The organism is Pectinatus cerevisiiphilus (genome assembly GCF_004341685.1).
Classification (GTDB): domain Bacteria; phylum Bacillota; class Negativicutes; order Selenomonadales; family Selenomonadaceae; genus Pectinatus; species Pectinatus cerevisiiphilus.
Genome location: NZ_SMAA01000014.1, coordinates 17,950 through 39,460, shown reverse-complemented (window position 1 = coordinate 39,460; position 21,511 = coordinate 17,950). Strand labels below are relative to the sequence as shown.

General features: G+C 49.0%; 30 protein-coding genes. 1 reads left to right on the top strand and 29 read right to left on the bottom strand.

The features are described from left to right. Window position 1: 1 nt before the first annotated feature. The 13 genes from EDC37_RS09370 to EDC37_RS09310 form a co-directional block, all read right to left on the bottom strand. Window positions 2–586, bottom strand: a complete 585-nt coding sequence (locus EDC37_RS09370; RefSeq protein ID WP_132550690.1) for a DUF1833 family protein — start codon at window positions 584–586, stop codon at window positions 2–4. Between the two features lie 2 nt (window positions 587–588). Next, window positions 589–948: a hypothetical protein gene (locus EDC37_RS09365; protein ID WP_132550688.1), complete on the bottom strand. Its 360-nt coding sequence runs from the start codon at window positions 946–948 to the stop codon at window positions 589–591. Between the two features lies 1 nt (window position 949). Beyond that, a complete protein-coding gene (locus EDC37_RS09360; protein WP_132550686.1) occupies window positions 950–4,684 on the bottom strand; it encodes a hypothetical protein in 3,735 nt (1,244 codons plus the stop codon). A 4-nt stretch (window positions 4,685–4,688) separates the two neighbouring features. Further along, window positions 4,689–4,925, bottom strand: a complete 237-nt coding sequence (locus EDC37_RS09355) for a hypothetical protein (protein WP_132550684.1) — start codon at window positions 4,923–4,925, stop codon at window positions 4,689–4,691. A gap of 80 nt (window positions 4,926–5,005) precedes the next feature. Continuing rightward, window positions 5,006–5,347 carry a hypothetical protein gene (locus EDC37_RS09350; protein WP_132550682.1) on the bottom strand — a complete coding sequence of 114 codons (342 nt, stop codon included), beginning with the start codon at window positions 5,345–5,347 and terminating at the stop codon, window positions 5,006–5,008. Beyond that, window positions 5,344–5,835 (bottom strand): phage tail tube protein, encoded by a 492-nt coding sequence (locus EDC37_RS09345; RefSeq protein ID WP_132550680.1) that lies wholly within the window; start codon window positions 5,833–5,835, stop codon window positions 5,344–5,346. Before EDC37_RS09345 ends, EDC37_RS09350 begins: the two co-directional genes overlap by 4 nt. Then, window positions 5,832–6,251: a DUF3168 domain-containing protein gene (locus EDC37_RS09340; RefSeq protein ID WP_132550678.1), complete on the bottom strand. Its 420-nt coding sequence runs from the start codon at window positions 6,249–6,251 to the stop codon at window positions 5,832–5,834. The genes EDC37_RS09345 and EDC37_RS09340 overlap by 4 nt, the downstream gene beginning before the upstream one ends. Next, the gene (locus tag EDC37_RS09335) at window positions 6,238–6,684 is read right to left on the bottom strand and encodes an HK97 gp10 family phage protein (RefSeq protein WP_231040083.1); all 447 of its coding nucleotides are present in this window, start codon (window positions 6,682–6,684) and stop codon (window positions 6,238–6,240) included. Before EDC37_RS09335 ends, EDC37_RS09340 begins: the two co-directional genes overlap by 14 nt. Beyond that, on the bottom strand, window positions 6,684–6,998 hold the full coding sequence (locus EDC37_RS09330; RefSeq protein WP_132550674.1) for a head-tail adaptor protein: 315 nt from the start codon (window positions 6,996–6,998) through the stop codon (window positions 6,684–6,686). Before EDC37_RS09330 ends, EDC37_RS09335 begins: the two co-directional genes overlap by 1 nt. Then, a complete protein-coding gene (locus EDC37_RS09325) occupies window positions 6,998–7,273 on the bottom strand; it encodes a head-tail connector protein (RefSeq protein ID WP_132550672.1) in 276 nt (91 codons plus the stop codon). Before EDC37_RS09325 ends, EDC37_RS09330 begins: the two co-directional genes overlap by 1 nt. 36 nt (window positions 7,274–7,309) lie before the next feature. Beyond that, the gene (locus EDC37_RS09320) at window positions 7,310–8,491 is read right to left on the bottom strand and encodes a phage major capsid protein (RefSeq protein WP_132550670.1); all 1,182 of its coding nucleotides are present in this window, start codon (window positions 8,489–8,491) and stop codon (window positions 7,310–7,312) included. An 18-nt stretch (window positions 8,492–8,509) separates the two neighbouring features. Next, the gene (locus EDC37_RS09315; RefSeq protein ID WP_132550668.1) at window positions 8,510–9,211 is read right to left on the bottom strand and encodes a head maturation protease, ClpP-related; all 702 of its coding nucleotides are present in this window, start codon (window positions 9,209–9,211) and stop codon (window positions 8,510–8,512) included. After that, window positions 9,201–10,454 carry a phage portal protein gene (locus EDC37_RS09310; RefSeq protein WP_132550666.1) on the bottom strand — a complete coding sequence of 418 codons (1,254 nt, stop codon included), beginning with the start codon at window positions 10,452–10,454 and terminating at the stop codon, window positions 9,201–9,203. Before EDC37_RS09310 ends, EDC37_RS09315 begins: the two co-directional genes overlap by 11 nt. A gap of 101 nt (window positions 10,455–10,555) precedes the next feature. Here EDC37_RS09310 and EDC37_RS09305 point away from each other — a divergent pair, with 101 nt between their 5' ends. After that, window positions 10,556–10,972: a hypothetical protein gene (locus tag EDC37_RS09305; protein ID WP_132550664.1), complete on the top strand. Its 417-nt coding sequence runs from the start codon at window positions 10,556–10,558 to the stop codon at window positions 10,970–10,972. Here EDC37_RS09305 and EDC37_RS09300 read toward each other — a convergent pair. The 16 genes from EDC37_RS09300 to EDC37_RS09225 all read right to left on the bottom strand — a co-directional run bounded on the left by EDC37_RS09300 (window position 10,969) and on the right by EDC37_RS09225 (window position 21,433). Continuing rightward, the gene (locus tag EDC37_RS09300; protein WP_132550750.1) at window positions 10,969–12,570 is read right to left on the bottom strand and encodes a terminase large subunit; all 1,602 of its coding nucleotides are present in this window, start codon (window positions 12,568–12,570) and stop codon (window positions 10,969–10,971) included. The two genes, EDC37_RS09305 and EDC37_RS09300, sit on opposite strands and share 4 nt — an antisense overlap. 102 nt (window positions 12,571–12,672) lie before the next feature. After that, window positions 12,673–12,885, bottom strand: coding sequence for a DUF7678 domain-containing protein (locus EDC37_RS09295; protein WP_132550662.1), 213 nt, complete (start codon window positions 12,883–12,885; stop codon window positions 12,673–12,675). Window positions 12,886–13,107: 222 nt separating this feature from the next. Then, window positions 13,108–13,563 carry a gamma-glutamylcyclotransferase family protein gene (locus EDC37_RS09290; protein WP_132550660.1) on the bottom strand — a complete coding sequence of 152 codons (456 nt, stop codon included), beginning with the start codon at window positions 13,561–13,563 and terminating at the stop codon, window positions 13,108–13,110. 88 nt (window positions 13,564–13,651) lie between these two features. After that, window positions 13,652–14,551, bottom strand: a complete 900-nt coding sequence (locus EDC37_RS09285) for an amidoligase family protein (RefSeq protein WP_132550658.1) — start codon at window positions 14,549–14,551, stop codon at window positions 13,652–13,654. Between the two features lie 109 nt (window positions 14,552–14,660). Continuing rightward, window positions 14,661–14,840, bottom strand: a complete 180-nt coding sequence (locus EDC37_RS09280) for a DUF5049 domain-containing protein (RefSeq protein ID WP_330998880.1) — start codon at window positions 14,838–14,840, stop codon at window positions 14,661–14,663. Continuing rightward, window positions 14,837–15,070 (bottom strand): DUF4314 domain-containing protein, encoded by a 234-nt coding sequence (locus tag EDC37_RS09275; RefSeq protein WP_132550656.1) that lies wholly within the window; start codon window positions 15,068–15,070, stop codon window positions 14,837–14,839. Before EDC37_RS09275 ends, EDC37_RS09280 begins: the two co-directional genes overlap by 4 nt. After that, entirely contained in the window at window positions 15,054–15,791 is a 738-nt protein-coding gene (locus EDC37_RS09270; protein WP_196589877.1) for a virulence protein, read from the bottom strand. Before EDC37_RS09270 ends, EDC37_RS09275 begins: the two co-directional genes overlap by 17 nt. 103 nt (window positions 15,792–15,894) lie before the next feature. Next, window positions 15,895–16,185, bottom strand: a complete 291-nt coding sequence (locus EDC37_RS09265) for a prevent-host-death protein (RefSeq protein ID WP_132550744.1) — start codon at window positions 16,183–16,185, stop codon at window positions 15,895–15,897. Next, on the bottom strand, window positions 16,185–16,733 hold the full coding sequence (locus tag EDC37_RS09260) for an N-acetylmuramoyl-L-alanine amidase family protein (protein ID WP_132550654.1): 549 nt from the start codon (window positions 16,731–16,733) through the stop codon (window positions 16,185–16,187). Before EDC37_RS09260 ends, EDC37_RS09265 begins: the two co-directional genes overlap by 1 nt. A gap of 3 nt (window positions 16,734–16,736) precedes the next feature. Continuing rightward, window positions 16,737–17,996, bottom strand: coding sequence for a site-specific DNA-methyltransferase (locus EDC37_RS09255; protein WP_132550652.1), 1,260 nt, complete (start codon window positions 17,994–17,996; stop codon window positions 16,737–16,739). A 53-nt stretch (window positions 17,997–18,049) separates the two neighbouring features. Further along, window positions 18,050–18,613 (bottom strand): P27 family phage terminase small subunit, encoded by a 564-nt coding sequence (locus EDC37_RS09250; protein WP_132550650.1) that lies wholly within the window; start codon window positions 18,611–18,613, stop codon window positions 18,050–18,052. A gap of 70 nt (window positions 18,614–18,683) precedes the next feature. Next, window positions 18,684–18,878 (bottom strand): HNH endonuclease, encoded by a 195-nt coding sequence (locus EDC37_RS12685; RefSeq protein ID WP_414153137.1) that lies wholly within the window; start codon window positions 18,876–18,878, stop codon window positions 18,684–18,686. 315 nt (window positions 18,879–19,193) lie between these two features. Next, window positions 19,194–19,634: a DUF1492 domain-containing protein gene (locus tag EDC37_RS09240; RefSeq protein WP_132550646.1), complete on the bottom strand. Its 441-nt coding sequence runs from the start codon at window positions 19,632–19,634 to the stop codon at window positions 19,194–19,196. Further along, window positions 19,631–19,822, bottom strand: a complete 192-nt coding sequence (locus EDC37_RS09235) for a hypothetical protein (protein WP_132550644.1) — start codon at window positions 19,820–19,822, stop codon at window positions 19,631–19,633. Before EDC37_RS09235 ends, EDC37_RS09240 begins: the two co-directional genes overlap by 4 nt. Beyond that, window positions 19,819–21,171 carry a DEAD/DEAH box helicase gene (locus tag EDC37_RS09230; RefSeq protein ID WP_132550642.1) on the bottom strand — a complete coding sequence of 451 codons (1,353 nt, stop codon included), beginning with the start codon at window positions 21,169–21,171 and terminating at the stop codon, window positions 19,819–19,821. Before EDC37_RS09230 ends, EDC37_RS09235 begins: the two co-directional genes overlap by 4 nt. Continuing rightward, window positions 21,152–21,433: a VRR-NUC domain-containing protein gene (locus EDC37_RS09225; protein WP_132550640.1), complete on the bottom strand. Its 282-nt coding sequence runs from the start codon at window positions 21,431–21,433 to the stop codon at window positions 21,152–21,154. Before EDC37_RS09225 ends, EDC37_RS09230 begins: the two co-directional genes overlap by 20 nt. Window positions 21,434–21,511: the final 78 nt, after the last annotated feature.

Sequence of the window (21,511 nt, the reverse complement as noted above, 5' to 3'; positions counted from 1 at the left end):
ATCATCTTGTAGTCGTCATGCCTGGTTCACCGCCAAAGCGACTTGGCACCTGGCAGCTTTTCAGCGTATTCACACAGACATCATTTCCCGTATAACCGCAGCGTATATCTCCGCAGCGAAACGGGCAAAAATCTGCTATGTACCTACCTTGCGGATATCGGTTGATTAACTCACTGCTGGCAGAAAGCGTGAACTTTATCCATTCCTCATCATAGCTCGATGACTGCACTATATAGTCCAGCTCAAACTCAGGATTAGGATTCTCTAGATTTTTACTGTAAGCCACCATGATTTTTACATCAGCATCACAAAAGCCATTGTACTTTTGCAGGTATTGCTGAATCATGCCCTGACAGTTTGAGATTTGAAGATTCATGGACGGGATAGTTTTGCCATCCTCAGATGACGTTTCAAGCGCAAAGGGAAACCTCGTCCAGGTGACGCCCTGCCATTTTACATCATCTGTATTTCGCACCAGTCTTACTGTTGCCAGCCCATAATATCTTATCTCAAGAAAAATAAGGAACGCACCGTCATTGGTGAGTGCATTCTTTGCAAGCGTTGCCGCCTGTGACCATACCTGCATAGCTAGACCTCCTCAAAAGACAGCTTGCCCTGCCAGCCGTAAGGGTAGACGTACTGCCAGTCCTTCATCGCCTCAGCAAACCGAACGGTATATGCCTTGCCATCGATAGGATTTTTGAATAAAAACTGCTCAAAGGTGCCAACCTCGCGGAAAAATGAGGTGATGACATTAAACTCCTCAGCCGAGAGCGCAACCCAGGAAAACGACCACGATTCCAGCATTCTCGTGGCTCGTGGTCTGGTGTGTTTATAGTTGGCATCCGTAGTCGTTGAAATCGTACTGTCCGTTATAGACATTTTGTAGCTGTCTCCACAGGAATTTGCCGCTGGAATATTCGGCTCTATATCTGGAAATGTACGCATATTATCCCCCCATTACTGCTTTCAGGTTATTGCCAAAGCCATTCACATTCCGCTGTGCGCCGTCAATCACAATGTCCAGGATGTACCGCTGTGTAGACTGCTCAAAGCCGCTCTGCTTTGCCGTGACCTCGCTGTTGGTATTGTTGGTAATATTGACAATGACACCGCCCTTGGGTGCTGATGCCGAGCTGCCATAGCTGCTGTCTGCACTAGCACTTCTAATCGCTGGAGCTGAAATTGAACCGCCATTTTTAAAGGCACCGGCATTCATCGCCTCCAGCATTGGTCTGTTTTTCTTCGTAGCCTCAGCAGTCATGACAAACTCACCGTCAGAAAGACGGATAAACTGCCCCGTCTGCTCCAGGTAGGCAAGAATACTGTCTGAGGTCCCTGTGCCAGCTCCATTGATACTGCCGCCGGCAAGTGCTCCGCCAGATGCATAGCCGTTTATCTCACCGCCATCGCTGAACAATTTAAATGACTTAAAGAGCGAGCCTACCAGCTGAGATGCAGCTTGCTTGGCAACTATCTCAGCGATGGTATTCAGCACAACACGCCCAAAATCATGTACCAAATCCATAGCAGATTTCGTTCCCTGAATAAATTCCTTGAAGCTGTCTGCCATAGTCTGATTTACATTTGCCGCAAGGGTAGCCGCATAGCTCTGCACCGTCTTATGTGATGCCTTCCAAAGCTCTACATATTCTTTTGCCAGCTCCTGCTGTCCTTCAAGGAACATCGCGTCATTGGCATCACTGCTTTCAAGCGCAATCCTGATATTTTTCAAATCGCCAAGGCTCTGAAAATCTGAAATGGCTCTATTGAAGCTCTCATTTTTTGCCTTAGTGAGTTCCTTCATAGCCTTATTGGATTCAGCCACATACCACTTATCTATTGCAAGCCTGCCCTCAGCATCATCTTTGTCTTTTAGTACAGCCTTTTCTTTATCCTTGCGCTCTTTACTCAGCTTGGTAAGCGTCATCTGATACTGCGCCTCGGCAGCTGCTTTGTAATCGCTGTTCGTTTCGGCAAGGGTAATGGCTGTGGTGTTTTTGATGCTTTCACTGGCTTCCTGCCATTTTTCGACTACCTTGGATTTTAGAGCCGCTCCGTAATCCGCGAGTTCACTTTCCAGCATGGTCGTATCTACACCGGCTGTCTTCAGCTGATTTATTTCGACCTGCTTTTTTCGGATATTGGCTTCAAGCTGATCCATGCCATAGCTATAGTCCGTTTTGGTTTCACGGCCTATCTCTATTTCCATGGAATTAAATAGCTTAGTGGCATCTTCCTTGGCTTTATTCAGCTTTTGCAGACTGTCCTCAGCGGCCTTCGCTTCACTGTCCATAGTCTTGGTGACTGTTTTGTTGCCAGTGTATTCAGCGGTGCTGATATACCCTTGAACAGGTCCAAACCAATCCTCCGCCTCAGCCATACTGCCTTGGTGGATGCCTGTCTTGGTGTTGCTGGCAATATAGCCGCCGTTGCCATCATATATACCAACATGGCCCCCCCACTCAATAATGTCACCAGCTTTTGGCTGATAGCCATCATTCACATCGTGGTAGGCAGCTCCGGCATTGGCCTTCATGTTATCGCCGTTTGGATCCGATAGGCCATAGACACCAGCTTCTTCAAGCATGGACGAGGCAAAGATGGCGCAGGTATTTTCGCCCCAGCTTTCACCGATATGGTTCAATGCCGAGCCTACAATGTCCTCGCCAATAGGCACCGCCACCTGGTAGGTCACAGGCTGTTTTTCTGCTGAACCGCCAGAGCTTTCTGTACTGCCGGCGGAATTCATATTCTGCATCAGAGCCGCAAGCTCACTGTCGGCATTTCTCAGCCGTTCATCAGCTTCTTCTTTTTCCAGCTGTGCCTTGTAATCTGCATCATCCTTATGACGCTCCCACCAGGCTGACTGGAGCTTTTCATTGAGGCTGTCATCTGAAACAAGCTGACCGCCAGTATCGTACTCAATTTCTTCATCGTTTACATAGCCGGAGTTCAAAGCCTCTGGATTCAGAACCCGGCCTGTACCTTTCCTGTAGAAATAGCCATCCTTTTCGATATAGTTTTCGCCGTCCACACTATAGGTATGGGCTTTTTCCTCAGCAAACTGCTCGTTTTTGTACTGATAGAGACAATACCCGGCATAGGCAATCGCCGCAGCAAGGCCAATCCATCCGCCAGTAAGAGCCAGCACCGCTGTGCCAAGTGTTCTGACGCCCTTGATGGCAGTACCCGTAAAGGATATGGACTTCACACCCGCAGCCGCTGCAGCCGTTCCCTCTGCTACATGTGCTGCTGTAAGCTGCCCCGTTGCCACAATCTGTGCTGCAGTTGCCTTTGTTGCTGCACCCTTGGCGGCCGTATTTTTCGCCCCAGCGACTGTTGCCGCTGTGCCTTCTGCCATATGTGCTGCTGTAAGGTTGGCTGTAGCTGTTGTCTGGACTGCTATTGCCTCTGCCGCTGTTACACCAGTAGATGCAATAGCAGTATTCGTTTCAGCTGCCATCACCGCTGCGGCTCGGTTTACCTCCATGAAATGTCTGGTGAACGCAGCCGAAATAGAAGCCGCAGATTTTTCCGCTTCAAGCTGAATAGCTACAAGGTTCGTTTCTAATTTTGCCCGTGCTTCATCTGAAGCAAGCCCTTCTTGTTGCGCCGCTCTTATGGCATCTATCTCGCGCTTTGTGTATGCTTGCTGTGAACGAGCCACGACCTTGTTGATGTGCTTTATCTGAGCTGCCGAAAGCTCTGCCTCTGCTGTTTCCTGCACCACCGCCGTCTGAACGGCTGCCACCTTGATACTATTCCAAAAGGAAAGAATCCCTGCACCAGCACTTCCTATAAGGCTGATTGCCTTCATCGCTGCATAGAACTCAACCGCAGCCTTGGTGACTGTAGCTATTTCTGTCTTGTTCTCACGCAGGAAGGTGACTGTGCTTTGCAGTCCTGACATTATCCCCGGCAGAAATTCATTGACCACTGGCGCAAATCCAGCCACCAAGGCCAGCTGAATCTGACTGCTCTCCATCTGCATTATCTTGAGCTGCATATTCAGCTCGTGCATCCCCTTGGCATCAAGGCCGATAGTCTTGACCTTGCCAGCCGTCTCTGCCGCATCGTTGTATTGCTCAAGAGTGCTGACCAACGCCATACCACGAACGCCCAGCGTGTTCATAATAAGCTCCTGCCCATAGCCGGCCTCAGTAGCTTTTTTGTAGCCAGCCGCCAGTCCTTTCAGCTGTTCATTGATGGGAAGAAGCTGACCATTAGCATTGGTTAGCTCTACGCCAACCGCCGCGAGGATACTACGCGTCTTTTCACCCTCGGTACTAGCTGAGGTGAAGGATTTATCCAGCCTCATCATAGCCGTGGAGAGTGAGGTCACATCACCTCCTGTAAGGCTCATAATTCTTGAAAGATTCCCAGCTTCACCTGCGCTTATATGCATCCGCTGACTAAGCCGATAAATATTATCCCCGGCTGCTGCCGCATCATTTACCAGTGCTGAAAGACCAAAGCCAGCCGCCGCAACGGCAGCAAATGTCTTCATCCTGCCAATGAGTCCCTCCATCCTTTTCCCGGTATCCTCAACATGAGCCGAGAACTTACTGACAGGATTTGTATCAAAGGACTTCTCCACAGCTGTTTTTGCCTCATCCAGACCTTTCTTTAGGCCAGATGAATCTGCACCGATTTTTACCATCAGACTGCTTATTACTGACATACTCTCACCTCCCCAGCTTGAATTTTGCTTTCAAATATTCCTCATCTGCTTTTCTTGTATCCTTAGAAACCGCCTCACCAAACCTTATCGGCTTCATGAGTTTTTCTATCGTGATGTTTTCCCTGAGGGACTTCCCAAATAAATTCATTAGATTTGCTACGAAATACGACGCGACAGTATTTTCACTGTCACGCCGCTCCTCATAGCCCTTGATTAACTTGTAAAACTCGCTTGGCTGCAAATCCTCAAACTCTCGAGGTTTTAAGGATAACGCACCATAGGCAACGGACTCAGCTCTATCTATCCAGGACGCAAAAGAGGTTACTTGGTCTCCTTCACCGTTTCCCCTGCGTCCGTTTTGATAAAAAGTCCGGAGGCCACAATAGCTCTGTAGATGGCATCATTGATGTCATCCAGGAGTCCACCCTCATCGCAGTGCTTTTGCACCAGCTCCGCCGCCTCGGCGATAGTCAGCTCATTCTTTAGGCCGTAAGCAAGACCCGCCAGCGTGAAATTGATGTCCATCGCCTTGAGCACCCCGCCAGCACTCATCACAAAGAACAGGCTCTGGCCGATAGCCTTCTCGAATTTAGAAAGCCGTAAAATGTTGTAGGAAATTGCGGTATCCTTACCGCAGATCTTAAATACTATGTCCTTTTTCATCCGTCAATACCCTCCGTTCCATTTGCTGCTTTCGTTAGAGCCGTAAGTGCTCCGTTACCGGAAAGCTTACCTGTAAGTGTTGCCGCACCATCATGCGGAATATCGATGCTGAACTCTGTAACCGATGCCCAGCCGGTACGGTACGAACGATCCGGATACGCAAGCTTCAGATGCACATCCTTGCTGCTCTCAAAGGCAGTCGACAGTGCTCTGACACCGATGTCCTGCAAAAGTACAAGTCCGGAAAGGTCTATGCTCCAGGAGCGAAGTCCGGCTTTCGTTGCTGACCAGCCGCCGCTGGTCTTATGCGATACATCAATGCTTTCTGCCTGACGCGACAGGCCGGAATTTCGCTGTCCGCCAATCATCTGCCACTCGGGCAGAGCCATCGTGCCGGTATTGACGTACAGCAGAAAGTCCTTGCCGACCTCGGCTGCACTGATATCCGGATTGCTCGGCAGTGTAATGTTTTCTAGGGTTGTTGTCATATTGTTTCACACTCCATATCCTGTATTTTGATTATTAACGTAATGACTCCATGATAGCCCTGCTCTTCTTCAGCAAAGACCTCATAGAAATCTATCTCCTGCGCGATTGCCCGAAAGCCATCGCCAGACATATCCAGCTTTACATAGGTCAGAACGGTTGCTACATCATTCATCATCAGATTGACTTCGCGCTTTCCTTGGTACTCTGACCAAAAATGCAGCTGCACCGACACATCATAGATGGCGGTGTGTTTTGCCCCATTAGGCTTGGCATTTATTGCTCCAATGGTGATATACGGGAGCTTTGCATGACGCTCTACATCATCATAGACAGGATACGTCTGCCCAGCCTTCAAGAGCTTCACCAATACCTTCTGCATCGCAAGTATCGGCACCCGCTGTTTAATGACGCCCATGCTCTATCGCCTCCGTGATTCTTTTCTCCAGCCTTCCTTTTTCATCATCCGCCGCCGGACGCAAAAAAGGATGTGCTTTACGTGCTTTAATTAACACGTGGCTGGCATAGCGGCCATTGAACTTTAGCGCCTTCTTTTTCTTCGGCTCAATGTAGGCGGCACTTGCACCAAACTCCACCAGATGAGCATGTGGTGCATTTGCCGATACAAAGCCAGAAAGCTGGTCGCGGCCAAAGCGCATCTTCATAGAACGCTGCAGCTCACCAGTCTGTACCGGCACACGCTTTATTGCTCCATCAAACACAGCCTTGGTGCTCTCCTGAATGCTCTTTTTGATTTCTCTTTGCACAGACTCGCTATAGTGGGCGATATTCGTAACTGCAGCCGTGATTTCTGTATTTCTATTGGTATGCACCCAAAACTTTCTAGCCATCAACGCTCCACCTCCTGCGTTGTGAGGATGATTTCGCTGGGAACTGAGGCATCCACATGTAGCACGTTATATAAACGCTCCCCGCACTCAACGCGCCATTCCTTTTCTACCTCTATAGGCCGCAGCCTTATGCCCTGCGTAAGAATAACCGCTGAGCCAACTCCCTCAAGCGTCTGCTCTCGGAAATTCGGCCGAAGAAACTCCGCCCAAAGTGTGCAGGTAGAAATATAGACGGTCTTTGCCCCGCCATACTCGTCATCTTCTCGGACTGGCTTCAACAGAGTTATCCGCCGATTCATTTTTCCAATCCGCATCAGAATGCCTCCTTCCGAATACTGGATAGCAGCGCCTTCAAGGTTCTAACCAAGGCCGCATGATCAGCTTCTTCGCGGTGTTCATAGAGATACGACACCGCATAGAAGATTGCTGTCCTAAGCTGCTCATTTTTAGCATCTGCCTCGGATTCCTCAACGCGAAGAATACCAAGGCAGATTTCCTGCCCCGCCAGCATCAGCCCTTTGATGAGGGCATCATCGTAATCCCCATCCACCCGAAGATAGGTTTTCGTTTCTGTGATTTCTACAATCATAGAAAATACCTCGCTTTCCAAATCACAAGGCGCCACTTACGCCGATGCCGTTCCCTTCATTTTGAGAAGCTGTACTGCCTCTGGGAGAATCAGCTTGCCATCCACACGTTCCTTCATGACATAACCAATCATGCCATTGCCGGCAAAAAGCTCCTTGAGTTCCTGCAGGGAACGGCTGCCGCGATCACCGATATTGTAGTAGCTGTAGTCACCAAAGGACATAACCGCCTGTCCAACAGCAATAGTCGGCACATAAGCCGAGGTATGAATCGCATAGCCGAGGATTCTGTCCGGCTCGCCTGCCTGATAGGACGGCTGCCAGAGATATGCGCCGTTATTGTCCTTGAGCTTACGGATAACCGCCAGCGTCTGGTCGTTTGTAATAAAGGAGGCGCTCTTGCGGTATGGACGCTTTAGAGCATAAATTAGGTTGATGATATCGTCAGCCGTTACGCTTACCGTGGAGGTTGTAACCCCTACAGTCGCACTAGGGAACAGTCCCAGTGGCTTGCTCTTGCCGTCACCATTAAGGAAGGCATCCTCTTCAGCATTGCCGATTGCCTTGCCAAACTGGTCAATGATATAGCTTTCAAGGTTGAAGGCATTATCGTAGAGCAGCTCCTCTGTGACCTTGATGGCAACATGAAGCTTGTGTGCGTCCATGATAATCTGGTCGAAGGTTGCCTCACCGAAGGACAGTGCACCGCCCTCTTCAATCCAGGATGCCGCCGGCTTGGTAGCTGCGATATTGATTTTATGTTCCCCGCTGGTCGTGATATGTGTCGCAAGACTGCGCATGATGTTTTCCTCGATCAACACATCAATAAGCCGGCGGTCGTACTCCTCCGGTACGAGGTAACCGCCCTGGGCATCAATGCCCTCCTGCAGAACATTTTCTACCTGGCGGAAGTTGGTGCGAAGTGCTTTGAGCATTGCCTCCTTATAGACATCACTCGCCCTGCCCGTCTTCGCCTTTTCACCCGGCTGATTCGTGATTGGTGCCGTGGTAGCCTGACTAAGCTTGGCATCAAGCACCGCCTGACGCTCAAGGCGTTCGATATCCTTGCCAAGTTCCACAACCTCTGCCTCCATCTTGTCATAGGCAACCGCATCCTCGGCAGAAAGCTTGCCATCTGCATCCGTGTGCGTATCCAGAAAGTATTTGGTATCCTCCCATGCCTTCGCTCTTTTTTCTCTCATTGCTAAAATCTTATCCATGTATTATTCCTCCTAAATTTAGTGTGCAATTAAAAAGAGCCGCTTATTTAGCGACTCTGCATCAATACGGTTATCTGACTGTTTTTCTGTCTTGAACTTGCTGAGAAATGAATTGGTGACAGCAGCTCTTGAAAACATCATGGCTTCGATTTCCGTGCCATCATCCTTTTCATCATCAGCAAACATGATGCTATCGGCAAAGCCAAGCTCCACAGCTTTCTTGGCGTTCATCCAGCTTTCGGCATCCATAAGGTTTGAAATTTTGCCACGTCCCATGCCGGTTTTTATTTCGTAGGCATTTATGATGCTTTCCTTGACCTCAGAGAGCATATCTATGGCCTTTTTCATCTCGTGTTCATCACCAATAGAAACGGTTGCTGGGTTATGGATCATCAGCATGGCCACTGGAGACATCTCGACAGTGTTGCCAGCCATCGCAATGACCGATGCCGCAGATGCCGCCAAGCCATCAATACGCACCTTGACGTTTCCTTTGTAATTCATCAGCATATTATAAATCTGTGCTGCGGCAAAACAATCACCGCCCGGTGAGTTTATCCATACTGTGATATCTCCCTCACAGGAACACAGCTCATCTCGAAAAATACCCGGTGTAACCTCATCGCCAAACCAGGTGCTCTCTGAGATTTCGCCGTTTAACACCAAAGTACGCGCACCGGTATCGGCATCGCGCACCCAATTCCAAAATTTACGTTTCATTTATTTCTCCTCCATTACTGCCGGCAAATAAGCCGGCATCCTTGAGTTTGGTCATATTTCCATTGATAAGATACAGATTTCCTCCTTCTTCCTCGCTGATATGGTTCATGTTCTCGAGCTCACGAATGTCATTTGCAGATAACCAGCCATTCTGCCTCCCAACGGCATAGCCGTTCATGCGGCTTTGGTAGTCACCGCGAAGCAGTCCATCCACATTAAACTTAAAGAAAAGAGCCGGCTTTTCACTCGGCAATAATAATGCCTGGTGCATAGCCTGCTCCCAACGAACCACCCAAGGATCCAAGGTATATTTCACAAATTCCAAAGACTGCTGTTCAATATTAGAAAAGCTCGATTTCTCAAGGTCACCGACCATATGCGGCGGCACTCTGAAGATACGGGCAATCTCATCAATCTGGAACTTCCTAGTCTCTAAGAACTGCGCTTCTTCCGGCGGTATGGACATCGGATGAAAAGTCATGCCTTCCTCGAGTACCGCTACGTTATGGCTGTTCTTACCTGAGAACTGGGCATGCCAGCTTTCCCTGAGGTGTGCTGGGTCTTTCACCACTCCTGGATGCTCCAGGACACCGCCCGGCGTAGCACCATTGGCAAAGAAGGTCGAACCATAAGACTCGGTGGCAAGCGCCATACCGATGGCATTTTTCGCCATGGCAATTGGACTATAGCCGATAAGACCATCAAAGGAAAGTCCTGGAATATGCAGTACATCCTCACGCCTTAGCTCTATGCGCTCACTCTTTTTGCTGCTGCCAAACTCATCCATGCTGCGTTCATAGCTGTAGACTAGTCTGCCGTCTGCCGCCCTGCCTACATCCATCTTGCTGGGAAGCAGTGGATAAAGCCCCACGACCTGCCCTCTGCCATCACGGATAATCTGCGCATAGGCATTACCCCATAAAAGCAGATGGCTCATCATGGTCTCACGGAAAATAAAGCTAGTCATTTCCGGATTCGGCTCATCGTGTAGGAGCTTGTACAGCGGGTGCTCCAGCACCTTCTCTTTGCTGCCGGATTCCGTATAGCGATAGACTGAAAGTGGCAAACCAGCAATCGCCTCCGCCAAGATTCTGACGCAGGCATAGACTGCAGTCACCTGCATTGCCGTGCACTCATTGACCTTCTGCCCAGCCGCTGTCTGACCAAACAGGAACGACAGGTGACTGCTGATGTAGTTCTGCGGCTTATCTCTTGAATGAAAAAGCTTACTGAAAAAATTCATATAACCCCTCCTTGACATGTAATTTTACATGTGTTATTATAAGTTTATAAGATGTAATTTAACACATTTATATTTAAATATTTAAAAGGAGATGTTTAGTTATGGATACAACAATTCAATCCCTCAAAACCACCTTTAATCAAGTTTTAGATGCCAACAGAATAAAAAATGAATTAAAGGATAATCCTTCGTTTAAGGCTATTTTTAATATCCTTAATACCGATGAATCTTTAATTTCGGCTATCGATATCTCTGAAGTAAATAGGCCCGCACTTTCTGCAAATGTAAGCAAGATTGAAGATTACGTATTAAACAACCCATCCTGCGGGATAAATTTAACAGATGATGCAACAAAACAGGCGATAGGTACTTTACAAAAAATTGTACTTGAACCATTTGGATATACTCCGGTAAAATCAAAACGTCTTACTAACTCCAAATTCTTTTCGTCAGCTGCTTGTTACGAGCTTAATTCTCCTGCAAGATTAAAAATCATTAAAACAATTTCGATTGCCTAAATCAGTAAAATCCCGCGTCCATCATAGACGCTTTCCCCAGAATCAAGTCCACAGCGAATTGCACGGTCTAATGCCATTATCGTGGCCACAACACCGTCAATCTTCTCTGTGGATTTTTCTTTGTCCGGCTTGATATTGCCAGCCGGATCTGTCTTGATGAAAATGTTATCCATCATCCACCTGAGAACTGGCTGCCCGCCATGGGCGATGCGCTGCTCCAGCGTCAGCTTCATCAACTCCTTAGTTGGCGGGTTCATATCCTTAAAGCCCTGACCGAACGGTACAACCGTGAAGCCCATTCCCTCAAGATTCTGTACCATCTGCACTGCGCCCCAGCGGTCGAAAGCAATCTCTCGGATATTGTATCGCTCGTTAAGGCGCTCAATGAATTTCTCGATGTAACCATAATGCACCACATTGCCCTCGGTGGTCATGAGCTTTCCCTGCCTCTCCCAGAGGTCATACGGCACATGGTCACGCCGCACTCGAAGGTCGATATTATCCTCCGGTATCCAAAAATACGGCAGCACATGGAATTTGTCATCATCGTCAATCGGCGGAAAGACTAAAACAAAGGCAGTTATATCTGTGGTAGATGAAAGGTCTAGTCCACCATAGCAGATTCTTCCTTCCAAATCATCCTCATTGACGGTAAAAGCACAGGCATCCCATTTTTCCATCGGCATCCAACGGATTGCCTGCTTTACCCATTGGTTTAAGCGGAGCTGGCGAAACGAATTTTCCTCGGCAGGATTTTGCCGTGCGGAATCGCAGGCGGCCTTTACTTTATCTATCCCCACCGTAATGCCCAAAGACGGATTAGCTTTTGCCCACACCTTTGGATTTGTCCAATCTTCATCTTCTTTGGCTCCGTATATCACTGGATAAAAAGTCTGGTCAATCTTTCGTCCTTCAATAATATCCAATGCTTTCTGATGTGTCTCATAGCAGATACTATGGGTATCTGTTCCGGCAGTAGTAATCAAAAAATATAATGGCTGCATTCTGGCATCACCAGATCCTTTTGTCATAACATCAAACAATTTTCTATTTGGCTGAGAATGAAGTTCATCAAAGACAACCCCATGCACGTTGAATCCATGCTTGGAATAGGCTTCTGCCGAAAGCACCTGATAGAAGCTGTTGGTTGGCAAATAAACGATACGCTTAGTCGATGCCAGGAGTTTCACTCGTTTTGCCAATGCCGGACACATACGGATCATATCTGCCGCCACATCGAAAACGATACCCGCCTGCTGCCGATCTGCTGCACATCCATAAACCTCGGCACGTTCCTCCCCATCTCCGCAGCAGAGAAGCAGCGCAATCGCTGCCGCCAACTCACTTTTCCCCATTTTTTTTGGAATCTCGATATAGGCAATATTAAACTGTCTATATCCGTTAGGTTTCAGTACACCGAACAAGTCACGGATGATACGCTCCTGCCAGTCAATCAGTTCAAATGGCTTCCCGGCCCAGGTACCCTTGGTATGACACAGGCATTCAATAAAATCCACGGCATAATCTGCCGCTGCCTTACTATACTTCGAGTCCTCTGCCATAAATTGCGTTGGCTTATAGTTTTCCAGTTTACGCATCATCTGTTATCACCCCAATAAAAAAGACTGCCGTTTTTCAGCAGCCCTCAAAATTTCGCTATAACGAGCAACAGCCCCTTCAAGGACTGCTGCTGTGTTTTCTCAGTTGAATTTCTTCAGAAGTTTCTCATAAGCACATTTCGCACGTTTCCCTGTCGGACGCACCTCCCAGCCGCGCTCATAACTCACATAAATCCTGCCCGCCTTGCTAAGGAAAAGCCTGGAAATCCTTCCCTCATCGATTCCAAATCCTGAACCCTCTTCAAAATGCTTGACCTCAAAATCGAATCCATCAATTTTTCCTACTGTCCACATTGTCTTTTCCTCCGTTTCGCTTGATGTACTTTTCCCTTTCGGTATGTCTATATATCACTCTGAAGCACATATATAGCAAGCGATTTCTGAGGATATCCCGCTATTTTTATTGTGAATGTCAATGAAAAAATGGCCTGCCCGCTATCGAAATTGTGAGCCGCTCCGCTATTGAATAACTGAGCCAGCCGCTACTGAAAAGTGAACCACCCAGAACGAACCGATTTACATATTCTGCCGACTCTTATCATGGCTTACCCGACAGGCTTCCTGTAAAATTTTCAAGTCGAAACCAAATTCCTTATATGCCTGTTCCAGCACATCATAATATTCTGCCGAAGGGATGCCTGTCTCTCGCTCCTCGTGCATGATATAGACCATGCCAGTCACTAGGCCATTTTCCGTCTTGACCTGCACAGTTTTCTTGTAATAGAACTTTGGATATCCTTCGTAGACGTTCAGCCTTGCCTCATCTGACCTGGAGATTTCCCACAGCAGCACTGGCACCTCATGATTTCCGGCTTGCTCGATAGTCGCGTACGATCCCGTCTGTGAGCCTTTGAAAAGCAGCTGCCAATCCTTCATCAAACCCTTTCCTAAAAGCTTGGCCTGTGGGCAGCGGTACGCCATCTGCGCCAAGTCCATGTTGCTCCCATAGGCCACATAAATTTTTCTCTTCATTGCAATCGCATCCTTTCCCGAAGGTTTGTCCTTCTACCACCGCAAGAGCGGCTGTCCCGCTCTCTTGGTGTGCCTGTGGCTATGTCTTTCAAGCAGCCCGTCCGCTTCGCCATGCGCTGTTTCCGGTCAGATATTTAAGGAAATGAAATCGGCAGGTCTTGAATTCTTCTCCGATAAGCCCCAGCCGCAGCATCCAGCACCGGAAAGCGTACTTTTCGTTATCCGTCACCGTCTTGCGGCAGGTTGCCTTCTTTTGGCTGAGGGCCTGATGCGTAACTGCCAGGCAAAATTGGATGTAGGCTTTTATCTCGCCGGCATGGGTTGTGCCGTTGAAAAGCCGAAACTCGACTGTCCCCTTGGTGAAAGTCGCATGCAGGTTCAGCCCATGATAGCGGGTGCTGTTGTAATGCTGATTGCGTCCGCAGGGATCCTCGCGATACCAGATGTCGGCCAGTTTCGCCATGGTTCTCGGTTTCTGCTGGTTGATGATTCGCAGAAGATCCGCATTCGTCTTTTTGCAGTAACCCAGCCGATTGCCGTCAACTTTCAAGGCTCGGTAAAGGATGTCCTCTTTGCTGGCGATAATGTTCACGATGTTCCGCAAGGTCTGCGGCGTGAAGCGTTCCGCGCCGATATGGATATGAATGCCGCAGGAACTGTTGGCAAAAGCCCCTTTCTTTCTGAGCTGCCGCACCAGTTCCTGCACATCTTCAATATCCTCGTAATGAAGGATTGGGCTGACCACCTCAGTTTTGTAATCATCTCCGGCGCTGACTTTCTGCCCATCAAAGGATTTTTTCTGCGCCCGGATACTGGAATCCCGCATGGCCTGCCATCTCCGGCCTTGGCGATCCGTGGCTTCATGAGCGTAATAAGCCCCGCCGATGTAAGTGCAGTGGGTGCCGAAATAAGCGGCAATGGTTTTCACTGCCTCCGTGCGCGTAATCCCCGTGAGTTCCATCTCAATACCGAATGTCTGTGTTTTCATGTTCCTCATCCTCGCTTTCGCTTGCTGTGTTTTCCCTTTCGGTATGTCTATATATCACTCTGAAAGGCACATATAGCAAGCGATTCCGGACAAGTATACACAAACTTTTTTACTCTCCCGTGAGGATGAAATGCAGATATTGGGCAGGCTCTCTTTCAATGAAAACAGCCAGTTCATCATAGTCACTCTCGCAGGCCAGGCATTTCACCTGCTGGATATCGAACATATTCGTCAATGCAGTTTCCCGGATTGCCAGAATCTGTTCTTTTATTTTCTCGTCCATGCTCATTTCCCCTCATTCCGGCATATCTGGCAGCGGTCAACCCCATAAATGACATTGAGTCCGGACCCATTATCCCAATGAACCAGAATGGAGCCGGTATCATCGACTCCATATACGGTTCCCTTCGTCCCTGCTGGCGGTGCCTGCATATCTTCCATCCGCAAAAGTTCCACCCGTGTCCCGGCTGTATATTGCCGCCGGAGCAGTTCAACCCGCTCTTTATTGGGAAACTTCATGTTTCGCCCCTCCCTTGAATGCCGCTGACCCGCTGAGGTTTCCCAGCAGGATTTTCCTTTCTTTCGCATATTCCCTGCCAATGAAGCCCAGACGCAGGAGGAAACACCGAAAGGCATATTTCTCGTTTTCCACCAGCTTTTCCTTAGCCGTGACCCGCTTCTGGTTTTTCGCAGTCCGGCAAAGCGCCGCGATGAAAGCAGTACGCGCCTGCAGCACATCCGCATCTTCCGTGCCATCCAGCCAGGGAAAATCAATCTGCGTTTCTTTGACTTCGATAGGCAGGCTGGTTCTGCCAAAAGCTTTCTGAATCAGGCTGGCTTTAGAAGCTACTAATTTTTGCAGGTTCTCCAGTGCGGTGTCCGTAAAACCTTCCTGCGGCAGGGAAATCGTGATGCCCATCATTTGAGGCTGCTGTGTTTCTACAGATGCCCGCGGTGCCTCAGCTTGATTCTCTGTTGGCTCGGCAGAAAAGCCCATGCCAGCAAGTTTCTCAATAAGATTCTCAACTTCCTCGCTGTCTGTCCGGTCATCGAAGTTGAGGTTACCCTCACGGTCGATGGTGAAAGAATCGATTTCGTAAGCGTAGCTTGGAATTCCCTTGTACACCTTTCTCGCCCCGGTAATACGGCTGATGGCATCAGCCAGTGCCTTGCGATTCCCTGCTTGTGCATGATATATGATTTTCATGGTAAAGTCCCCTTTCGTTTTTTCTTTTCCCATGTACATATATCACTCTAACCAGCAGATATAGCAAGGGATTTATGTGGATTCTCCATGATTCTTTTCCGCAAAGTACGCAATGCCGGAAAACAGGCTGCCCAGCTTAAGCACTTTCTTTTACCGCAGGGACAGCCACCATCTTTTCCAGCACCTTATCAAAGAGCCAGAACGCCCCATCGACCAAGGTCGGCAGGAATACGGTATCACGGAACTTATTCCACCCCGTCTCACTGGCAGCAGATTCTTTCAAAGCCGCTGTGTAAGTTTCAGCAATCTCTTTTGCCGCTGGCAGGATCTTGTCCTTCAGCCAGGACATCGTTGCCGCCTTGGCTTCGTCCTTTACCGAATCCAGTACATGTTCCTTCAGTTCGTTCTTGATGTTCTCAATATCCATCATTCATTTCCCCCTTCAAAATCTGTGATGCCGCGAGCGATTGCCCGGGCAAATTCGTCAGCCCTGTCTGTCAGGAGCTGCGCATCTTCCTCATTATCCACAAACGCCATTTCCACCAAGACCGCTGGCATGTCCGTGCTGTTCAGGACAATCAGATCCGGACGTTCCTTGAGACCACGGTCGATAGTGCCAAGGCTGGCAATAATCTGCGACTGGATGCAGTCCGCAAGCTGCGCTGATTCACCGCCATCCGCATAGATCAGCGTTTCTGTCCCTTGCGCGCTGCCACTAGCGGCATTGCAGTGAAGCGAAACAAAAACATCGGCCGGCCAGCCATTCGCTGTATCCACCACGCAGGGCAGTTCCGGTGTTTCTCCCGCAAGATTGTCGCTTTGGAGCAGCTGCACCTCACAGCCAGCTGTTTCCAGATACCCTTTCACCAGTTCACCAATGCCAGCCGCGACATCACACTCCCGAAGTCCGCTGACAGGATTGACAGCCCCGCTGTCGCGTTCCCGATCATGCCCCGGGTTCAAAAATACACGCATTGTTCATTCCTCCTTCGGTTTTGGCAAATCGTTATAAGCAATCTTCCTGCCATCGCGCTCTACAAATACATCATCATCCACCCCTTCTTTCAGTTCAATATAACGCTTGACTGCTACGTCGACGAATTTAGGTTCCAATTCGATGCCATAACAGATTCGCTCCAGCTGCTCGCAAGCAATCAGCGTGGATGCTGAACCAAGGAATCCGTCCAGCACCAGCCCATTGGTCTGTGTACATTGCTGGATAAGATATGCCAGGAGCGGCACTGGCTTGCTGGACGGATGCCCGCAGCCATCTTCCTTGGAATTCTTGATGCGGTCAAACTCGAACACCGTGGTCTGCTTCTGATTGCCATACCAGCGATGCCGTCCGTCTTTGCGCCATCCCCAGATGATAGGCTCATGGATATACTTCCAATCGGTACGGGTCAGCACCAGCCGATTCTTCTTCCAGACAAGTCCGGCACCGACCTTGAAGCCCGCGTCCTCATAGGCATCATGGAAAACGCGGGCCTTGGATGTCGCATAGAACACATAAATAGAGGCATCCTTCGCCATGCTGTCATGCATAGACGAGAATGCCTTATGAAGGAATTTGTATCCTTCCTCATCACTGAGATCATCATTTTTTATTTTCCCGGATGCACTCTCAAGATTCACCAGATACGGTGGATCCGTGCAAACCAGATTTGCCTTTGTATCGCCTAACAGCCGCTGATAAGTTTCCGGCAAGGTGGAATCCCCACAGATAACCTTATGCTTTCCCAAATGCCAGATATCTCCATCCCGGGAAAAGCAAGGATTCTGCAATTCCGCATCCACATCGAAATCATCTTCTTTCGCATCACTGCCTGCCCCAAACAAGTCTGCCAATTCTTTTTCGTCAAAGCCTGTGAGAGATATATCGAAGTCCTCTCCCTGCAGGGACTCAATCTCGACCCGCAGCATTTCCTCATCCCAGCCTGCATCCATGGCAAAACGATTATCTGCCAGGATGTATGCCTTTTTCTGTGCTGCCGTAAGATAATCTACCAATACGCAGGGAACCTGATCCATGTTTTCTTCTTTGGCAGCCAATACTCTTCCGTGTCCAGCAATGATACCGTAATCCTTATCGATAATGACTGGATTGATGAACCCGAATTCCCGAAGGCTCCCACGGAGCTTGGCAATCTGTTCTTTGGAATGTGTCCGTGCATTATTCACATAGGGCACTAATTTATTGATGGACACCATTTTCATTTGTGTCGTAGTTTTTCCCAATATTTACACCTCCTAATCATCACAGGAAACACACCTGCTGCAGATTCATTTGCTTATTTTCTGCGCCCACGAAGCAGCCGTTCCATCATGTCATCCTGCGGATTGTCCGTAAATGATGCCGTGCAGTTCTGCTTGACGATATCAAAAATCTCATACCACAGCATATTCGCCTGCTTTTGAAAACTTTGGCTCATCTGCACAAACGGGCTGGTGATCACACCGCCGGTTGTCGGATGCTTCCCCAGCAGGCCATAGGTGCTGATGGCATCTTCACACTGGATAAAACGAGCAAAGGCCTGCGCATAGCTTTCCAACAGACGTGGATTTACCAGTCTCTCACAGCCGCGCTCTTTCAGCCACTGCCATATTTCCCTGAAGATTTCATCTGCGCCGAGCGGGCTGCCATCACGCTGCCTGGCTGACAGATAGTCACTGGGATTCGGCATATCCTCCCCTTGCAGGTCAGCGGCTTCTCCAAGGTCTGTACCCTGCAGTTCGACAACGGGAAGGTCAAGCACGGTTGCTGCCTTCCCGGCAGCTATCTTGTCTGCCAGCGCACCAGATTTCACGCCAGACCGTGCGCGCCTGCCGCCGCGATTCGTACCGTCTTTCGCCATGCCATCACCTCCAATGGGGTTAATCCCCCGTTTGATTCCCAATTTTTGTGCGCGTGACCCTATGTCCGGTCTAGCTTCGCGGGCTTTGGGAGATTTTACCTCCCCCTCCCCTTGACCATCTGCCGCCAGTCTTTGCTGTGATCCTGGAATGGCAGACTTTGCACAGCGGCATGAGGTTGTCCTCGTCACTTGTCCCGCCAGCAGACAGCGGCAGGATGTGATGAACCTCGGTAGCTTTCGTCAGCCGATGCTCCTTCTCGCACATCTCGCAGAGCGGATGCTTGGCGAGGAATGCACGCCTGACCTTCTGCCACTGCCAGCCATATCTTTTCTTGACTTCAGGGCTACGACCGTACTTATCGTATTGTTTGACAGCGAGCTTTTTATGTTCCTCGCAGTAGCGTTCATCCGTCAGTCTTGGGCAGCCAGGATACGCACAGGGTTTCTTTGGTCTCTTCGGCACGCTGACCACCTCTTTCCGGGCATAAGAAAAGCCCTCAAAGGATTGCTCCTATGAAGGCTCGATGTTTTATATTTTTGCTACTCTAACTATATCATACTTGGCAGGTATCAATCTCTATCATTTAGTATCCAATTTCAAAATCTGCGTTTTTTTCCTGACCTCATCGAAGGATTGGAGCGCTGCACTGTGCATCTTGTACAGGTAATGCAGGCTGTAACCAATCTCCACAGCTATCTGCTCCCATGGTTTATAGGACATGTACCTGCGTTCCAGAATCAGCTGGTACTCCGGGCTAGGCACGGTCTTTATCTGCTGCATGATTTCTCGCTTCAGATTCACCAAACCATCTATGTCATCGTTGATTTCATTCTGGAGGTCAATCATATTAGCTATGACATCTTCTAACCGATGCACATTTCTGGTGGCACTTCCTGGCATATCAGAAATGGTAGCGGTAGCCTTCTCAGACAGGTCTTTGAGTTCCGACAGCTGCTCTAGCTTACTATCAATGCGATGATCCACAAGGTATGCTTGGCTCAGATATTCCTTAGCGTTCATCGACATTCCTCCTTGAGTCTCTGCTCCAAGAGCCGACCATCCACATTGGTCAGCACGGCAAACCACTTCGACCGAAAGAATGTTACCAGCGGAATCAGCTCTGCTGAATCTTTCTTTTTCCTTGCCTGTCGGTAGTCCTTCACCGCCTGCAAGACGATGGCATTGGCAAGCTGTTCATACTCATTCATATATCCTCCAATTCTGCTTCGACGGCATCCATCAAAGCACGTTGTGTTGTATTCTTCTTAGCCAGGGCTTTCATGATATGTTCATCAACGGTATCCTTAGCCACGATGTGCTGTATGACCACGGTCTCTGCTGTCTGTCCCTGCCGCCACAGTCTGGCATTCGTCTGCTGATAAAGCTCCAGTGACCAAGTAAGTCCAAACCAGATAAGCGTACTGCCGCCAGCCTGCAGGTTGAGTCCATGTCCAGCGGATGCCGGATGGATCAATGCCACCGGAATCTTCTCCGCATTCCAGTCGGCTATGTCAGCGGTGCTTTTTATCTCTCGCACATCGAACCTTGCTTTGATGCGCTCTAGGTCATGCTTGAACCAATACGCTACAAGAACAGGCTTGCCGTTGGCGGCTTCAATCAAGTCCTCCAAGGCATCAAGCTTGCGGTCATGAATTTCCATCGTGCTACCATCATCGCTGTAAACTGCTCCGTTGGCCATCTGTACCAGCTTTCCTGTAAGTGCTGCGGCATTGGCAGCGGTAATCTCTCCATCCGGTAGCTGCAGCACGAGGTCTTTCTTCAACTCGTCGTATCGCTTGCGCTCTGTATCCGAGAGCTGTACTTGGCATTCTGTGCTGATGAGCTCCGGCATCACCAGATGATCCGTGCATTTCATGGAGATGGTGATGTCTGCTATCCGCTCATAAAGCTGCTTCTCTGCTCCCGGCAGCAGCTTGTAGGAAAACACGACCTGTCCGTTCATCTTATCTGGCCTGAAGTAGTTGCTCCGATACTGGCTGATGAATCTTCCCAGGCGCTCTCCCATATCCAACAGGCGAAACTCAGCCCACAAATCCATCAAGCCATTGGAGCTTGGTGTGCCAGTAAGTCCAACGATGCGCTTTATTCCAGGACGCTTTTTCATCAAGGACTTGAATCGCTTAGCCTGATGATTCTTGAAGGACGAAAGCTCATCAATGACCACCATATCGAAGTCAAAACGACAGCCGCTTTTCTCAATGAGCCACTGGACGTTCTCCCGGTTGATGATGTATAGGTCTGCCTTCTTGGACAGCGCAGCTTTGCGCTCTGCCAAGCTGCCGACAACAACGGCTGCAGTCAGGTGCCTAAGGTGCTCCCATTTCTTGATTTCTGCAGGCCACGTGTCTCTAGCCACTCTAAGTGGTGCAATAATAAGCACTTTCCTGACTTCAAAGCTGTCATTGATGAGGTCATTAATGGCTGTCAGCGTGATAATCGTCTTGCCGAGGCCCATGTCCAGAAGAAGCGCTGTGACCTCATGCTCCTCGATGTATCGTATTGCATATTTCTGGTAATCATGTGGCTTGAATATCATCCAGTATCCCTCCAATCTGCTCTGCGGCATCCAGCACATAGACCTTAAAGCCAAGCCGCCGCAATAGCTTATGTCTTGCAAGCTGCAAAGGCCTAGGCTTTTTCCCAGGTGCTTTTACCTCGACAAAGCACAGCCTGCCATCTGGAAACAAGAGGACACGGTCTGGCATCCCATCAAATCCAGGAGACGTAAACTTCAGTGCTATCCCTCCTGCCGCTTTAGTGTCTTTAACCAGCTTTTGCTCTATCAGTGTTTCTCGCATAAGTGCCTCCATTGTTCTAAGCTGTGCCACCTCATGCCGGCCCTACCTATAATCTCTCTATATAGTTAAAATTTTTTG

Excerpts from the sequence above, each read along its gene's own strand:
- EDC37_RS09370 (WP_132550690.1), bottom strand. The coding sequence starts at position 586 with ATGCAGGTATGGTCACAGGCGGCAACGCTTGCAAAGAATGCACTCACC.
- EDC37_RS09365 (WP_132550688.1), bottom strand. The coding sequence starts at position 948 with ATGCGTACATTTCCAGATATAGAGCCGAATATTCCAGCGGCAAATTCC.
- EDC37_RS09360 (WP_132550686.1), bottom strand. The coding sequence starts at position 4,684 with ATGTCAGTAATAAGCAGTCTGATGGTAAAAATCGGTGCAGATTCATCT.
- EDC37_RS09350 (WP_132550682.1), bottom strand. The coding sequence starts at position 5,347 with ATGAAAAAGGACATAGTATTTAAGATCTGCGGTAAGGATACCGCAATT.
- EDC37_RS09345 (WP_132550680.1), bottom strand. The coding sequence starts at position 5,835 with ATGACAACAACCCTAGAAAACATTACACTGCCGAGCAATCCGGATATC.
- EDC37_RS09340 (WP_132550678.1), bottom strand. The coding sequence starts at position 6,251 with ATGGGCGTCATTAAACAGCGGGTGCCGATACTTGCGATGCAGAAGGTA.
- EDC37_RS09335 (WP_231040083.1), bottom strand. The coding sequence starts at position 6,684 with ATGGCTAGAAAGTTTTGGGTGCATACCAATAGAAATACAGAAATCACG.
- EDC37_RS09330 (WP_132550674.1), bottom strand. The coding sequence starts at position 6,998 with ATGCGGATTGGAAAAATGAATCGGCGGATAACTCTGTTGAAGCCAGTC.
- EDC37_RS09325 (WP_132550672.1), bottom strand. The coding sequence starts at position 7,273 with ATGATTGTAGAAATCACAGAAACGAAAACCTATCTTCGGGTGGATGGG.
- EDC37_RS09320 (WP_132550670.1), bottom strand. The coding sequence starts at position 8,491 with ATGGATAAGATTTTAGCAATGAGAGAAAAAAGAGCGAAGGCATGGGAG.
- EDC37_RS09315 (WP_132550668.1), bottom strand. The coding sequence starts at position 9,211 with ATGAAACGTAAATTTTGGAATTGGGTGCGCGATGCCGATACCGGTGCG.
- EDC37_RS09310 (WP_132550666.1), bottom strand. The coding sequence starts at position 10,454 with ATGAATTTTTTCAGTAAGCTTTTTCATTCAAGAGATAAGCCGCAGAAC.
- EDC37_RS09305 (WP_132550664.1), top strand. The coding sequence starts at position 10,556 with ATGGATACAACAATTCAATCCCTCAAAACCACCTTTAATCAAGTTTTA.
- EDC37_RS09300 (WP_132550750.1), bottom strand. The coding sequence starts at position 12,570 with ATGCGTAAACTGGAAAACTATAAGCCAACGCAATTTATGGCAGAGGAC.
- EDC37_RS09295 (WP_132550662.1), bottom strand. The coding sequence starts at position 12,885 with ATGTGGACAGTAGGAAAAATTGATGGATTCGATTTTGAGGTCAAGCAT.
- EDC37_RS09290 (WP_132550660.1), bottom strand. The coding sequence starts at position 13,563 with ATGAAGAGAAAAATTTATGTGGCCTATGGGAGCAACATGGACTTGGCG.
- EDC37_RS09285 (WP_132550658.1), bottom strand. The coding sequence starts at position 14,551 with ATGAAAACACAGACATTCGGTATTGAGATGGAACTCACGGGGATTACG.
- EDC37_RS09280 (WP_330998880.1), bottom strand. The coding sequence starts at position 14,840 with ATGAGCATGGACGAGAAAATAAAAGAACAGATTCTGGCAATCCGGGAA.
- EDC37_RS09275 (WP_132550656.1), bottom strand. The coding sequence starts at position 15,070 with ATGAAGTTTCCCAATAAAGAGCGGGTTGAACTGCTCCGGCGGCAATAT.
- EDC37_RS09270 (WP_196589877.1), bottom strand. The coding sequence starts at position 15,791 with ATGGGAAAAGAAAAAACGAAAGGGGACTTTACCATGAAAATCATATAT.
- EDC37_RS09265 (WP_132550744.1), bottom strand. The coding sequence starts at position 16,185 with ATGGATATTGAGAACATCAAGAACGAACTGAAGGAACATGTACTGGAT.
- EDC37_RS09260 (WP_132550654.1), bottom strand. The coding sequence starts at position 16,733 with ATGCGTGTATTTTTGAACCCGGGGCATGATCGGGAACGCGACAGCGGG.
- EDC37_RS09250 (WP_132550650.1), bottom strand. The coding sequence starts at position 18,613 with ATGGCGAAAGACGGTACGAATCGCGGCGGCAGGCGCGCACGGTCTGGC.
- EDC37_RS12685 (WP_414153137.1), bottom strand. The coding sequence starts at position 18,878 with ATGTGCGAGAAGGAGCATCGGCTGACGAAAGCTACCGAGGTTCATCAC.
- EDC37_RS09240 (WP_132550646.1), bottom strand. The coding sequence starts at position 19,634 with ATGAACGCTAAGGAATATCTGAGCCAAGCATACCTTGTGGATCATCGC.
- EDC37_RS09235 (WP_132550644.1), bottom strand. The coding sequence starts at position 19,822 with ATGAATGAGTATGAACAGCTTGCCAATGCCATCGTCTTGCAGGCGGTG.
- EDC37_RS09230 (WP_132550642.1), bottom strand. The coding sequence starts at position 21,171 with ATGATATTCAAGCCACATGATTACCAGAAATATGCAATACGATACATC.
- EDC37_RS09225 (WP_132550640.1), bottom strand. The coding sequence starts at position 21,433 with ATGCGAGAAACACTGATAGAGCAAAAGCTGGTTAAAGACACTAAAGCG.